Origin of the sequence: Arthrobacter sp. MYb23 (assembly GCF_002979775.1) — a bacterium.
Taxonomy (GTDB): domain Bacteria; phylum Actinomycetota; class Actinomycetes; order Actinomycetales; family Micrococcaceae; genus Arthrobacter.
The window spans coordinates 18,258-32,577 of the sequence record NZ_PCPR01000018.1 but is presented as its reverse complement, the minus strand read 5'-3'; the positions used below and the strand labels follow the sequence as shown (position 1 = coordinate 32,577).

The 14,320-nt window shown below is 60.4% G+C and carries 11 protein-coding genes; 8 read left to right on the top strand and 3 right to left on the bottom strand.

Going from position 1 to position 14,320, the window contains the following annotated elements; genetic code table 11:
• From CQ020_RS16950 to CQ020_RS16935, 4 genes are all read left to right on the top strand, one after another.
• Positions 1-945 (top strand): amino acid ABC transporter permease, encoded by a 945-nt coding sequence (locus tag CQ020_RS16950; RefSeq protein ID WP_181151921.1) that lies wholly within the window; start codon positions 1-3, stop codon positions 943-945.
• A gap of 12 nt (positions 946-957) precedes the next feature.
• The gene (locus CQ020_RS16945) at positions 958-1,761 is read left to right on the top strand and encodes an amino acid ABC transporter ATP-binding protein (protein WP_105692916.1); all 804 of its coding nucleotides are present in this window, start codon (positions 958-960) and stop codon (positions 1,759-1,761) included.
• 6 nt (positions 1,762-1,767) lie between these two features.
• Positions 1,768-2,907, top strand: coding sequence for an FAD-binding oxidoreductase (locus CQ020_RS16940; RefSeq protein ID WP_105692915.1), 1,140 nt, complete (start codon positions 1,768-1,770; stop codon positions 2,905-2,907).
• 164 nt (positions 2,908-3,071) lie between these two features.
• The gene (locus tag CQ020_RS16935; protein WP_181151920.1) at positions 3,072-4,079 is read left to right on the top strand and encodes an NAD/NADP octopine/nopaline dehydrogenase family protein; all 1,008 of its coding nucleotides are present in this window, start codon (positions 3,072-3,074) and stop codon (positions 4,077-4,079) included.
• Positions 4,080-4,528: 449 nt separating this feature from the next.
• On the opposite strand, the gene CQ020_RS16930 is transcribed toward CQ020_RS16935, so the two are convergent.
• Positions 4,529-5,551: a LacI family DNA-binding transcriptional regulator gene (locus CQ020_RS16930; protein WP_105692913.1), complete on the bottom strand. Its 1,023-nt coding sequence runs from the start codon at positions 5,549-5,551 to the stop codon at positions 4,529-4,531.
• Positions 5,552-5,658: 107 nt separating this feature from the next.
• Between CQ020_RS16930 and CQ020_RS16925 the strand changes: the two genes are divergently transcribed.
• The 4 genes from CQ020_RS16925 to CQ020_RS16910 all read left to right on the top strand — a co-directional run bounded on the left by CQ020_RS16925 (position 5,659) and on the right by CQ020_RS16910 (position 10,546).
• Positions 5,659-7,008, top strand: coding sequence for an ABC transporter substrate-binding protein (locus CQ020_RS16925; RefSeq protein ID WP_105692912.1), 1,350 nt, complete (start codon positions 5,659-5,661; stop codon positions 7,006-7,008).
• Complete coding sequence (locus tag CQ020_RS16920; protein ID WP_105692911.1) at positions 7,005-7,934, top strand: carbohydrate ABC transporter permease; 930 nt, start codon at positions 7,005-7,007, stop codon at positions 7,932-7,934. Before CQ020_RS16925 ends, CQ020_RS16920 begins: the two co-directional genes overlap by 4 nt.
• A 3-nt stretch (positions 7,935-7,937) precedes the next feature.
• The gene (locus CQ020_RS16915) at positions 7,938-8,762 is read left to right on the top strand and encodes a carbohydrate ABC transporter permease (RefSeq protein WP_105692910.1); all 825 of its coding nucleotides are present in this window, start codon (positions 7,938-7,940) and stop codon (positions 8,760-8,762) included.
• A 62-nt stretch (positions 8,763-8,824) separates the two neighbouring features.
• Complete coding sequence (locus tag CQ020_RS16910) at positions 8,825-10,546, top strand: glycoside hydrolase family 13 protein (protein ID WP_105692909.1); 1,722 nt, start codon at positions 8,825-8,827, stop codon at positions 10,544-10,546.
• On the opposite strand, the gene CQ020_RS16905 is transcribed toward CQ020_RS16910, so the two are convergent.
• Together CQ020_RS16905 and CQ020_RS16900 are read right to left on the bottom strand one after the other, a co-directional pair.
• Positions 10,524-11,792, bottom strand: coding sequence for an ROK family protein (locus CQ020_RS16905; protein WP_105692908.1), 1,269 nt, complete (start codon positions 11,790-11,792; stop codon positions 10,524-10,526). The genes CQ020_RS16910 and CQ020_RS16905 overlap by 23 nt on opposite strands.
• Before the next feature lie 100 nt (positions 11,793-11,892).
• Positions 11,893-14,100 (bottom strand): TIM-barrel domain-containing protein, encoded by a 2,208-nt coding sequence (locus CQ020_RS16900; RefSeq protein WP_219844483.1) that lies wholly within the window; start codon positions 14,098-14,100, stop codon positions 11,893-11,895.
• Positions 14,101-14,320 lie beyond the last annotated feature (220 nt).

Below are 14,320 nucleotides of genomic sequence, written 5' to 3'. Positions count from 1 at the left end.
ATGTCCAGCCTACTGACGCGCCGGAAGTCGGGCCTACCGGCCGACCTCCGTACACAGAAGGATCTGGCGGCCCTGAAAATCAGGCCCCGCTTCGGGATCGCGCAATGGGTCAGTATTGGGGTGGCCATCTACTTAGGCCTGACTCTGATCCAGTTCTTCGTCTTCAACGAAAACTGGAAATGGGACGTCGTCTTCTCCTACTTGTTCAGCCAAGTGATCATGAACGGGCTGCTGAACACCATCTACTTGACCCTGCTGACCACCTTCTTCGGCCTCATCCTCGGTGTCATCACGGCATGGGCCCGGATGTCCTCCCTGGTGGTGCTGCGGACCTTCGCAGTTCTGTATATCTGGCTGATGCGCGCCATGCCTCCGCTGGTCATGTTGCTCGTGGTGTTCTTCTTCGGAGCCTTGGTTCCAACGTTGGGCATCGGTATCCCGTTCGGGCCCAGCTTCGCCGAAGTGCCGACCAACGATGTCATCTCACGGTTCAGCGCAGCGATCATCGGTTTGTCGATCTACCTCGGCGCGTACTCTGCAGAAATCTTCCGCGGAGGCATCCTCGCCTTGCCGTCCGGGCAGTTCGAGGCCTGCAAATCCCTCGGTCTGCCGCCCTTCAAGGCCTACCAAAAGATCCTCGGACCACAACTGATCCGCGTGATCATCCCGTCGCTGGCCAACGACGTCATCACCATCTTCAAGAGCACGTCGCTGGTCTCGGTCATTGGCTACACAGAACTGCTGACCACCGTCCAGACCATCTATGCCCGGAACTTCGAAACCATACCGCTCCTGATGGTGGCCGTGATCTGGTACCTCGTGCTCACCAGCATCGCGATGTTCGGCCAGGCACGACTCGAGAAGCGCTTCGGCCGGGGATTCGCCCGACGAAACCAGGGAAGCCCCAAGGCAGCGCTGGAAAACGCGGCCAAGGAAGATCTGTAAGGCGGGCACGACATGACAACTGACACCAAAACCACAACCCCATTGCTCCAACTCGTTGGAGTCAGCAAACACTTCGGCGAACTACGGGCAGTTGATGACGTAAGCCTTAACATCACGGCGGGGTCAGTAACCTGTCTGGTCGGACCCTCGGGTTCCGGCAAAAGCACACTGCTGCGAACCATCAACATGATGGAAGAAATCAACGACGGCGCCGTCTTCTTCGAAGGCCACATGATCGGCCACGAAGTCCGCAACGGTCACCGTGTACCCGTCGCTAAGTCAGTGGCACGCAAGCAAACCCTCAACTTCGGCATGGTCTTCCAGCACTTCAACCTCTTTCCCCACTACACAGCGCTGGAGAACGTCACCATCGCCCCGATGCTGGTCAAAGGCCTGAAGAAACGGGCAGCGCAGGAGATCGGTCGCCGCGTTCTCGAGCAAGTGGGACTGGGAAACCGGATGGACCACTATCCCAACGAACTCTCCGGTGGCCAACAACAACGTGTCGCTATCGCCCGAGCCTTGGCCATGGAACCCAAAGTGCTGCTCTTCGACGAACCCACCAGCGCCTTGGACCCCGAACTCGTCAGCGAAGTTCTGGGAGTCATGCGAGGCCTGGCAGACCTTGGGGCGACCATGATCATCGTGACCCACGAAATGCGGTTCGCCGAAGATGTAGCCGACGAAGTCATCATGATGGACGCGGGACGAATTATCGAACAGGGCCCGCCACGGGACATCCTTCACAACCCATCGACAGCGAGGGCAAGGAAGTTCTTCGCCTCCGTTGGAACACTTTCAGCCCAGAAAGGCTAATACGTCGTGAACCAAAAAGTCCTCATCGTCGGCGCAGGCATCATCGGCTGCTGCCTGGCGGATGAACTGACCCGCCGTGGAGCAACCGTCACCGTGATTGACGCAGCCGAGGTTGGATCGGCCACCAGCGCCGCCACGTTCGCCTGGGTCAACTCCAATGACAAAACACCGTCGGAGTACAGCGAACTCAACGTACTGGGACTGCAAGCGCACGAGCGCTCAGCGGCCCGCGGCGGCGGCCGATGGTTCCACCAAATCGGCAACCTCCAAATCGCCCAGAACGACGACGAGATGAAAGCCCTTGAACTCAAGGTCACCAGGCTCACCTCCAACGGCTACGACGTGAAGCTCCTTACGGCCGACGACGTGCGGGAGTTGGAGCCAAACCTTCAGTCTCCAGGTCTGGCCGGCGGTGCGCTCTACCCCAAGGAAGGGTGGATAGACACACCGACGATGTGCACCAGCCTTCTCAACCGCGCGATCAGTGCGGGGGCGAGCTTTGAACCGTACGAAACAGTGACTGCCCTCGGTTCAAAGACGGTGACTACCACCACTGCCGACGGTTCCACCCGACACTACGACGCCGACATCATCATTCTGGCCGCTGGCAACGGTATCCGCCCGATCCTCGCGACAACCGGTATCGACTTCCCGACCCTCGAACAAACAGGTAACGGCGCCGGAGGTGACGCCAAGAACGCCGGGATAGGCATCATCAGCACCACGGGGCCCGTAGATTCCGGCATCAGGCATATCGTCCGCGCAGAAGGCATCGCAATGCGTCCAGCCCGCAATGGGGGCATCACTTTTGCCGACCACCCCACCGGCGGCAAATGGGACCTGGATGACCCCCGCGTCTGGACGGTTCCTACGCTCCTCCTCGAACGCGCCCGGGAACTCTATCCGGCACTGCGCACTGTGGCGACAGAGAACGTCAGCCTGGGCATCCGGGTTCTCCCGGAAGACGGACTGACCATCGCCGACTGGGTCGACGAGAATCACTCGATCTACGCTGTCGCCACTCACAGTGGCGTGACCCTTTCGGCTCACCTTGCAGAGGTCGTCGCCGAAGAAGTTCTCACCGGCGAACGACACAAGTCTCTGCGCACATTCGGCCTCTCGAGGTTCGCAACCGTCGCGCATTGAGAGGGCGCGGAGTACACCCGTCGCTGTTGCAGTGTCCCCGGCGCGTGCACCAACCACTCGGTTTTCGGCCGAGGGGCTGGCGCGCTGGGAACAGTTCTCAGGGCGGACATTGGATCGGTATGACTGATGTCGTCCCAGTACTTCGAACTGAAGAAAGACAACAGATGACAAACATCGTGATCAGATCCGATGAGGCCAATGCCGCCGCAACAGCTCTGCTGCTGGCCACTCGAAACCACAAAGTTAGCCTTTCGGGGACTGCCCTGGATCCAGGCCACCACACATTCAGGTGTTTGGGCGAGCAGCGGACGGCCACGCTGCATTCTTTGGCAGAGCTGAACCCCACCGGCCCGAAAGTCGCCATGGTCTTTGCCGAAGGCGAAAGCGCTGCGGCTGGCATCCGCAACGTTCTCTTGGATGCAGCACCAGAGCTCCTCGTCATGATCGGCGGTGGCATTACCGCCGTCGTGGAAGCCACACAGACAGCCGCGAAACTCGGCTTCGACGCCGCCAAACTTCTCCACATCGGAGGTTTCCTGGTCGGAGGAAACGCTGAGGCCGTGACAGCAGAAAAGAGTAGTGTCGTGGCGGGCTTCCTTGCCGCAGGAACGCCCCCGCACGTCGTGTACTTGGCCCTGTCGACCTTCCCCCAGCTGTCTCTCGTCCCCGGCCCCAGCGTGGCGCTATCCAGTGTTGGCGCATTGGTCCATGTACCGCCGATGATTCTCAACGCCATGAGTGTCGAACGAGGCGATGACGTCAGGTTCTATCGTGAAGGATTCGGGGATAGCGTCGGCCGGCTCCTAACCGCACTTGACGAAGACCGGATACGACTCGGCGGTGCCTTGGGCCTGAAGCTCGCCACGGCCCTCGAGCTGATGGACAGAACGCAAGGACCTCTCGGCATGACCGGGACAACTTCCCGTGAAAAGGTCAACGCGTTCCCCTCGTACGAGCCCATTCGGCTTCCGGCTACCTTCCGACACAGATTCCTCGCGCACGAACTGCAGTCGACATTTGCGCCAATGCTTGAGCTCGCCAAGCTCCTCAACATCGACGTACCTACCATCCAATCCGTCGTCAGAATCGGCGAAATCCTCATCGACGACAGTTTGGAAGCAGCTGCCCGGATTGCCGCTGAAGGTTTTCTCACTCTCGTCAGGGGAAACTAGAAGAAGTCTCGCTAAAAAGTGTCCGACTGGTTGTCGACGAAAATTCACACCAGAGCGACCGCCGGGTAGCCAGAACGGCACTGTTTTCCATAAAGCAGGCAACGCGCATAGCGGGCGTAAGCCTGGCACTCTTCCCAGGCTCGCAAAGACTCGGAAGATCGAACCGTGGCGGCAGGTCCGGAGGTCTGACCCCCGCCTCAAACCCGTAGCCGGGATAGTCTCCACAAAGGCCGCTCTCAACGTCTCCCTGGCTCGTCATGTCGCGTTTTGCAACTGTCAACGCTGGCTTGATTGCAGGCCATAAGAAGCTGCCGAAGCTCGCATCTTCACATGAGCCTCATAGCCGGCCTGAACCGGAGCTAGGAGGCCTCAGCCCGGCCAAAGGCAACACTTTCTTTGCGGGAAATTGGCTCCCAACACCAGCTCATCGGCGATCGATTTCGGGTTGGTCAGACCTTGCGCGTGCTCGACCGTGTAACGAGTTTGATCGGAGCAATTTCGCCGGTCCCAGCCACGGCAGATCCTTCGCCGGCCAGAGCTCTAAGGACGAGCCGTCCAGCTGCAGCGCCCTGTTCACTGACGTCTTGAGCAACGGTAGTGAGTTCGAGGACTTCAGCCATTGGGTGGTTGTCGATGCCGATCAGCGAAATGTCTTCGGGGACCCTAAGGCCTCGTCTGCGCAGCGTCCGCAACGCACCGAAAGCCAGTTCATCACTGTGCGTGAAGACGGCCGTTGGGGTTTCTTGTGTCGAATCAAGGATCTCTTCCATTGCGTTGGCGGCGTTGAGCGGTCCCCAGTCCACCACTCTTGTAAGCGATGGGTCTGGTTCGATCCCGGTTTCCCGGAGGGCTTCCTCATAGGCTCGGGTCCGTCCTGACACGGCAGGCCAGCCAGGTTGGTCCGGGTCCGTCCCAGCGATCATTGCGATCCTCCGGTGCCCGAGAGAAAGCAGATGGTCCATAGCCAACCGGCCCGCTTCGTAGTCGTCGATGCAGACGTAAGGATAACTGGCGGACTGGCCTCCGGCTGCGATGATTTTCGCGCCGATCAGTTCAAGCCGTGCCCGGTCCTCTTCATTCACGGGAAATGCAACAACGACGACTGCATCGACTTTTCTCCGTGCGGGAAGCCTGGCAAGAAAGTCGCGGCGGTCCACAGCATCGCCGACGTGGTACAGCATTAAATCCAGGTCCGCAGCCGACAACACCCGCTCGATACCGCTGACCATTTGCCCGAAAAACCAGCGTTCAATGTGCGGCACGACGACGGCGACCCTCCCCATGGTCCCGCGGGCGAGGCGGCTGGCATCTGGGGAAACAACATAATCGAGGTCGCTGGCTGCGGCCAATACCTTCATGCGGGTTGCCGCCGACACGCCATAAGCGTCGTTGAGCGCGCGAGACGCAGTGGAGAGCGAAACGCCGGCGTAACGAGCGACTTCGGCCAAGCTCTGCGCCGTCTGGTTTGTCATACGGCCATCCTATCGGCCTTACCCCTTGACTTCGGAAGCGCTTCCGATAACAATTTCGGAAGCGCTTCCGAAAGAGAAGTGAAACCTCAAAGCAGAGGAAAGTCCCAATGACCCAAAATGAATTCCGCACCTCACGTCGGCGTCTGCTGACCATCGCAGTTGCCGCCACGGCAGCGTTCACTTCTGGAGCACTTACAGCCTGCAGCCCTCCCGGCAGCGACGGAGCCAACGCCGGGAGCAGCAGCCCGACGACCGTATCCACCGAGATAGGCTCGGTCCCCATTTCGCTGACTCTCTACGATGGAGCAGGGTTGAAGGCAATTGATGACGCCCTGATCGCAGCCTTCCGCAAGAAACACCCGAACGTCACCATCACGGCCCGGTTCGACCCGGACAATGTGCAATCAGTGAACGCGCCGAGGGTACTCTCCTCGGACAGTCCTCCGGACATTGCGCGAATCGGCGCCTTAGGCGAGACAGTGAAGAGCGGCCTCCTGACCGATCTGACCCCATGGGCCTCCGCATACCAATGGGAGAAGCTTCCGGCCGGTCAATTGGCGCAATACAAGTCGACCCCGGACGGCGTACGAGGAGCCGGCGCCCAGTACACCGTGGCCTCAGGTTTCACCGTCACCGGCTTCTACTACAACAAGGAACTTCTCTCTCGTCTCGGCCTAAGCCAAGCGCCGAAGACACCCGAAGAATTCGAAACCGCGCTCGAGAAGGCCAAAGCTGCCAACCTCACCGGAATCATCGCCGGGAACCAAAACGGTCAGGTGGCGACCAGTTTCCAATTCGCCCTCAACCGCACCGTTGGCCAGGACAAGCTGAACTCATGGATTTTCGGGCAGCCAGGCGCCTCCATCGCCACACCTGATGCGACCTCCGCGGCTAAGACCATTTCTGAATGGGCCGCAAAGGGCTATATCAACCGCGACACCAACGGAACCCAGGCAAGCGACGCGATGGGCCGCTTCGCCCGCGGAGAGGCTCTCTTCTTCGCCTCGGGAAACTGGGATTCGGCTGCGCTGCAGAAACAGATGGGAGAAAACGTAGGGTTCGCCCTCCCTCCCGCCGCTGACGGCAAGGCCGTGGCAATGTCCGACCCGTCCTCCAACTTCGGCATTCCAGCCAAATCAAAAAATAAAGATGCTGCCGCGGCGTTCCTTAACTTCCTCACTTCACCCGAGGCACGGCAGATCGCTGTGGACAACGGCTTTGCTCCCAGTGGTTCTGGCGAGCAGCCCACAGGTAATGGTGCACTTTCCACGCAGGTCCAGAAAGCTTTCGCGGACCTCGTCCTTGCCGACGGGCAGGTGCAGTACATCCAGAATGCCAGCAACGGTGCAAACGCTGCGTGGACGGCACAGATCCAACTGCTCGTTGACGGCCGAACCACCCCTGAAGACATGCTCAAAACCGTCCAGACCCAGTACGAGCAGGACCTGGGCAAGTGACTACCTTGCGCTCTACAGCCCCCACAACATCACGGAGGACGGTGGCCCCTAAGAAGAAGTCATTCCTGCACAGATGGAGCGGATGGTTGTTCGTCCTGCCAGCTCTTTTGTTCTACGGTGTTTTCGTTCTCAAGCCGTTGGTGACCGCTGTCGAATACTCGTTTTACGACTGGAATGGCATCACGGTAGCGACCTTCGTCGGCTTCGAGAACTATGTGCGGGTCCTGACAGACCCGCAGTTGCTCGCCAGCATTGGGCACGCTTTCTTCCTCATCATTTTCTTCACCGTCCTTCCAGTATCCGGAGGGTTGCTAATGGCAGCGCTCCTGCGGGAGTTGAGATCCAAAGGAATGGGCACATTCGCCCGGACTGCCCTCTTCCTGCCGCAGATCATTCCCGGTGCAGCGGCCGCGATCGCCTGGGTCTGGATGTTCTCAGCCAGCGGAACTGCCAATCAGATGCTGTCAGCGATAGGTCTCGACGGACTGACGCGGGCATGGTTGGGAGACTTCACCTGGTCCTTGCCTGCTGTAGGAGTAATCGGCACCTGGATCAATCTCGGTTTCTGCACCATCCTGCTCCTGTCCGGCACCGGGAAAATTGACGCCTCGATCTACGAGGCAGCCCGACTGGACGGCGCCGGCTTCGTCCGCACTTTGCTCTCCGTGACACTGCCCGGCCTCAAGCAGGAGATCGGTGTCTGCGTGACGGTTACGGTGATCTCGGCGTTGGCCAGTTTCGACATCATCTTTATGTCCACGCAGGGTGGACCGGGCTACTCCACAATGGTCCCCGGGGTGCAAGTCTACCAACTCGGTTTCACCCAGTCGCAGGTCGGCCTGGCCTCGGCCCTTGCCCTGATACTGACTGCTTTGATTCTCATCGTTGTATTGCCGCTACAACGACTGTTCCGTTCGGAGGACTGAGTCATGAAGGCACCCATAAAAGAACGAATTCCCGGCTTCGCGCTGCTCTCGATAGCCGTCATTTTCTCCGTGATACCTCTAGCCAGCATGTTCACAGCCGCCCTCCACGAACAGGGCACCGTACCTGTCGGAATCGAATGGCCAGCAGACCCCCAGTGGCACAATTTCATCGATGCCTGGAAAGTGGCCGACATAACTCCGTTGCTGGTCTCCAGCATCGTCCTTGTCCTCGGCGTCGTTCCAGCAGCCGCGCTCATCGCAACGATGGCCGGCTACGGGCTTGGCCAGCTCAGAATTCCCGGCGGCAGCGTCGTATTCATCCTGCTCCTGCTGGGTCTCACGCTGCCCCGCGAGGCGACCATAGTACCGATCTACTATCAGATCAGGGACATGGGACTGCTCAACACCCAATTCGGCCTCATGCTTGTACTCATCGGTTCGTTTATGCCCTTCGCAGTCTTCTGGATGCGCGCGCATTTCCTCACCATGCCCAAAGAACTCGCCGAGGCCGCCGCGATCGATGGCGCCGGTGCATGGCAGTCCTTCATCCGCATCCAAGTTCCGCTGGCGGTCCCGGCAGTTTCTTCGCTGTGCCTGCTGCTGTTCCTCTGGACGTGGAACACCTTCCTTCAAGCCATCGTCCTAATCGATGACCCCAGCAAAAGGACCATGGCCGGCGCCCTGCAGAACTTCGTAGGCCTCCATTCAACCGACGTTGTGCTCCTGAACGCAGGAGCCCTGCTGATAATGGCGCCAACGATCGTTGTGTTCCTGGCCTTCCAGCGCCAGTTCATGAAGGCCATGATCTCGGGAGGCGTCAAGGGATGACCCGAGCTCACACTGGCAACTAAACGAACCAACCAACCTCAGGAAAGAACTAAAAGAACTCAATGATCGACAACCAGACTTCCGCCCAGGCTGCGCCGACGCTAGAGAAGAAGGACGCCGACTGGTGGCGTCAAGCATCCGTCTACCAGATCTACCCACGCAGCTTTGCTGATTCCAACGGTGACGGAATCGGAGACCTTCCGGGAATCACGAACCGCGTGCCCTATCTGAAAGAGCTCGGCGTAGAGGCGGTGTGGCTAAGTCCCTTCTACCCCTCTGCCTTGGCTGACGGCGGGTACGACGTTGATGACTACCGCGACGTGGACCCCAGCATCGGTACGCTGGAGGACTTCAATCAGATGGTCGCCGCCCTGCACACAGCGGAAATCAGAATTATCACAGACGTGGTCCCGAACCATACATCGAACCGCCATAAATGGTTCGAGGAGGCCATCGCTGCACCGAAAGGTTCGCCTGCTCGAGACCGCTACATATTTCAAGACGGACAGGGGGAGCGGGGCGATCTGCCACCCAACGAGTGGACCTCACTTTTCGGCGGCAGCGCGTGGGAGCGCATCACCGAACCCGACGGAACGCCAGGCCAGTGGTACTTCCATCTTTTCGCAAAAGAACAACCGGACCTGAACTGGGACAACTCCGACGTCCACGAAGACTTCCTGAGGACCCTACGATTCTGGTCGGATCGCGGTGTCGATGGCTTCCGGGTCGACGTGGCCCACGGGCTGAAAAAGGACATGGACGCAGCACAGGAGGGTCCATGGACCACGGATCCGGACGAAATCTTTGCACACGGTGAGCACCCGCTGTGGGACCGCGACGAAGTTCACGCCATTTACGCTGATTGGCGCAAGGTCTTCAACGAGTACAACCCGCCCCGCATGGCGGTAGCCGAAGTGTGGGTTCCCGCGCACCGCGTGGCCCGCTACGCCTCCCCGAACGGTCTTGGCCAGGCATTCAATTTTGACCTCCTTAAGGCAGACTTCGATGCCGCACAATTCCGCAAGATCATCACCACCAATCTGGCGTTTGCAGCGGAAACTCGAGCTTCCTCCACCTGGGTTTTTTCCAACCACGATGTGGTCCGCCACGCGACCCGATACGGGCTGCCCAAAGGTACGGGACGCCGCAATGAAAAGGGTACGGACGGGATTGATTGGCTGTTCGCAGGTGGCGACCCGGCCGAGGTGGATGCCGCATTGGGCTTGCGAAGGGCGAAAGCGGCATCACTGCTTATGTTCGCGCTTCCCGGTTCGGCGTATCTGTACCAGGGCGAAGAACTGGGCCTGCAGGAGGTCGGCCAAATCCCTCAAGCTGACCGTCAAGACCCCATCTTCTATAGGAACGCCACCGAAGTCGGCCGTGACGGATGCCGCGTGCCGCTGCCATGGAAACCGCACGGACCGTCATATGGCTTCGGTTCCGCCGGGGCGCATCTGCCTCAGCCAGAGTGGTTCGCCAACTACGCCGTTAGTGTCCAAAGTACCGACCCGGACTCGACTCTGTCGCTTTACAGGGCAGCACTGTCCTTACGCCGCAGACTACAAGGAGAAGAGTCCCTTGAATGGCTCAAATCCAGGGACGAAGTCCTGCACTTCGTGCGACCTGGCGGCTGGCACACGATTGCCAACTTCGGCACATCCCCTGTTGAACTACCGGCGGGAGAGGTCCTACTGGCCAGCATTCCGGTCAGTGACGGAAAGCTTCCCGGCGAGGCTACCGCATGGGTCCTGAACTCTACGCTCAACGTGGATTGCACTTCTTGACCTGCTGAGCTGCATGGGAAGTGACCCTCATCGAGCCCGCCCCACTTGCATCCAGCAAACCTCCCTGGCTTCTGCTCTGCAGTGTGCCAGCGTGAGGTCCGGGCGGGTGTTGAAAGCCCACCAGTAGAGCGTGGTGCCCTGGTAGTCGACGGTTAGGACGCCGGCGACGCCGAGCGCCTGTGCTGCGTCGGCGCCGAAGCGCTGTCGCGCCGCCTCCCGGTCCGGGATGTGCCCGCTGGTGGCGGGCCACGCCAGAGCGACCAAGTGGTGCCTGCCGAGCCTGAGCCCCAAAATGGAGGTTCACCATCACGGAAGCAGCAGGGCAGCACTGTCGATTCCGCGCATGAGGCCTGGCTAAGTCAGCGGCTCCGATTGCCCCTGCCAGGGGGCCGAGGTGTGCCTTGCCCAGTCGAGGTCGTGAACGGGGCGGCGTAATTCTCAGCTCCTGGTAATACGCGACTTCGGAGTCGAAGAAGACGGGATCTGTGCCCAATCCTCCGCCGAGGACGATCACTGTGGGATCCAAAACCCCTGCCACCAGACCCATGCCACGGATGAGGTGCTGGATAGTGGTTGCCAGCTTTTCTGCTTCCGGGCGCGTGCCGACGGATTCCAAGAGTTGGTGGGAGGCTTTTTCTGGTCCCCATCCGGCCTGTACGGCAGCACGATGGAGGGCACTGCCGCTGGCGTAACGTTCCCAGCAGCCCTTGGAACCGCAGCTGCACGCTTCTCCGTCTGGGATGAGCGTGAGATGTCCGATTTCACCGCCAGCCCCGGTTGCCCCGTTGAGGAGGCGGCCGTTGAGGACAAAACCGCCGCCGATGCCGGTGCCGGTGCCGGTGCCGGTGCCAACGGTAATCATGGCGAAAGAGTCACCAGGATTCTGTTCCCCGAAGCGATACTCGGCCCATGCTGCGGCGTTGGCGTCATTGATGACAGATACTTCCGCTGACCCGCGCAGTGCCGGTTCTATGAGGGTCGGGAGATCGACGTGGTCCCAGCGGATGTTCGGCGCGGATATCACGGTGCCGGAGCTGGGATCGACGTTGCCGGGAACGGCGACGCCGACACCGCCCAGGGCGTGTGAGCTGGCCTTCTGGTCGATAAGGTTCCAGATCTGGGCGATCACGGAGATGCCGTGGCCGTCGGTCGGCACCACAGAGTCGTCTACCACGGTGCCGTTATGGTCCAGGACGACTGCAGCAATCTTCGTGCCGCCTACGTCAAGTCCGAGGGTGAATGTCATTGCAGGGGTCCTTCAGAGGTGCTAAAGGCTGTGGTTCCGGTCTGGGCGCGGAAGCAAAGCCGGTGGAAATGGCGACGCCGATGCTGGGCTGCCAGGCGCATTACTGTTCGGCAGCAACTTCCAAGAGAGCTCCGTGAAGGGATCCGGGGAGTGCAACAGTGTCAAGGAACTGTGCCAGTGCGATCCCCTGGGTCTGAGTCACGCCGTCGAGAGCACGGTGCTTGAGCTGATATTCCATCTGAGCTCGGTCAAGAAGCCCGAACGCTCTCTCTGCCAAATTGGTGGGCGGCGCGCTCACTCCGGTCAGCCGGATCGTCAGCCCATCTCGGAGCCGGTGCCTGCCCACTTGGATGCGGAGGGCCTGAGCCAGGTGTCCGGAGACTGTACTGGTCTCGACGTCGGCGGGCTTGCCGTTGATTTCCACGGATTCGACTGCGAGGACTCCAGCGAGATCCAGGATGATCGTTCGTTCCTCGATACCGCGGGATTCGCCTGTTGCTCGGAGCTGCACCGTCAGAGCAGTGAAATCGGACTGTACTGTGAAAGTGGTTTCAACACGGTGTTCCGGTGCGGGTTGCTTGGAGCCGTCGTCTTCGACGATGCTGCTCTGGCTGCTGCCGGGCGTGACCCTGAGGACGAGAGTGTCGGGGTTGTCACCGATGTCTTGCATTACATCGTCCAGCATGGCGATCACGGCACCGGCCCGGGCGAGGACTGGAATTTGCTCGAGGGACCGGTACATCACCAGATGCCGGCCGCCCCTGTATCGCTGTCCGGTGAAGAGGTCGACCCATTCGCCTTCGGGCAGCCATACCGTGACACTGGCCAGCAGGCTGACACGGTCCACGGGCGTGGTGATGGGGGCAACGATGAGGTTGTCGCCAAGGAGGTATTGGTTGGGCGCGGTGTACGCCCCAGCCGACTCCGGGTAGTCGTGATACATCGGACGTAGCAGAGCGACGCCGTCGCTGTGTGCGCGCCAGGCTGCCGTGTAGAGATAGGGCACCAGGAGATGCCGGACCTGAAGGAAACGGATCATGATCTCGCGCACCTCCGCCGGGAATCGGAGAGGGTCCTTTGAGTTGAAAGGATCCATGGAGGAGTGCAGCCGGTTGATGGGTGAGAACGCCCCGAATTGGACCCAGCGTGTGGTGAGCTCGTTGTCCTTAATACCCCCGAAGTGCCCGCCGACGTCATGGCTCCACCAGGTGTAGCCGACATTCGCTGCGGTGGCAGTGAAATAGGGCTGGAAGTCCAACGATTCCCAGGTCGTGACGGTGTCCCCGGAGAATCCGACGGGGTAGCGGTGGCTGCCGAGACCGGAGTAGCGGGAGAACGTCAGGGGGCGGCGTCCGTCGCGTCCAGAGTCGTGGTAGTGGATGTGGTTGAGCATCCAGAGGGGGTCCAGGCCGGCGATGCGCGTCAGGCCGCCTTGCTGCCAGTCCAGCCACCAGAAATCGACGCCTTGTTCCTCCAGTGGGTGGTGGAGGCGCTTCAGGTAGGAGTCAACGAAGGTGCGGTTGGTGATGTCGAAGGGGATGGCGACTTCGGTGGCGGGATCGATGCCGAGGTCTTCCGCCATTGCGGGGTAGGCCTCTTCGTGGGCGCGGACACCGTCGGCCGGGTGGAGGTTGAGGGTGACGAGTTTGCCCTGCCTCTGGAGTTGGGACAGGAAGTCCTGGGGCTCGGGGAAAAGTTCGCTGTTCCAGGTGTAGCCGGTCCAGCCGGTGCCTAGGCGCGGGTCAATATCCACCAGATGCCAGTCCATGTCGATCACCGCCACGGAGAAGGGAACCTTCGCCGCCGCGAAGGCATCCATGAGCTCTAAGTACTCGTCGGCGGAGTACTTCCAGTACCGGCTCCACCAGTTGCCCAGCACTCGTCGGGGGACCAGGGGAACGGGCCCGGTCAGGCGGAAGTAGTCCGTCAGAGCGGCTTGGTAATCAGTTCCATGGCCGAAGAAGTAGAGGTCCTGGCCGCCCTGAGGGCGCGGGGCGATCCAGCCGTCGACGCCGATCTCCACTGACGTGGAGTCCTCCACGACGGCGAAGCCGTAGCGGGCGAGAATGCCGGGCTCAAGGGTGCAAGCCCCGTCGATGTTGTCCAGAGTTCGGGCGGTGCCGCCGAGATTTCCGGACGCATCTGTCGTGGCGGGCAGCTCTGCGCCGAAGCGCCAGGTGGTGAAGTGTCCGCCTTGTGCTCTCTGGCGAAGGGACACTACCAGTCCGGAAGGGCTGAAAGGTTTCTTGTCATAACTGAGAAAGAGATGTTCGGTGCGGATCTCCAGGTGATCTGGCGTATCAGTCACCGTGAAAGGCACTGGTGCGAAGCTCCGGTTGACCACCATCTGCGTGGGCCCGTCAACGAAGGTCCCCGTCGGAGACCACTCCATCCTGATCAGGCAGCTGGAAAGGATCGTGAAACGGTAGTTCTCCCCGTGAACCACGCAATCGGCATTTGGATGGAGCTGGGTCCGGTCGGGGACGTGGAACATGAAGGTGATGACCTTTCGAAGTAACTGAAGACCC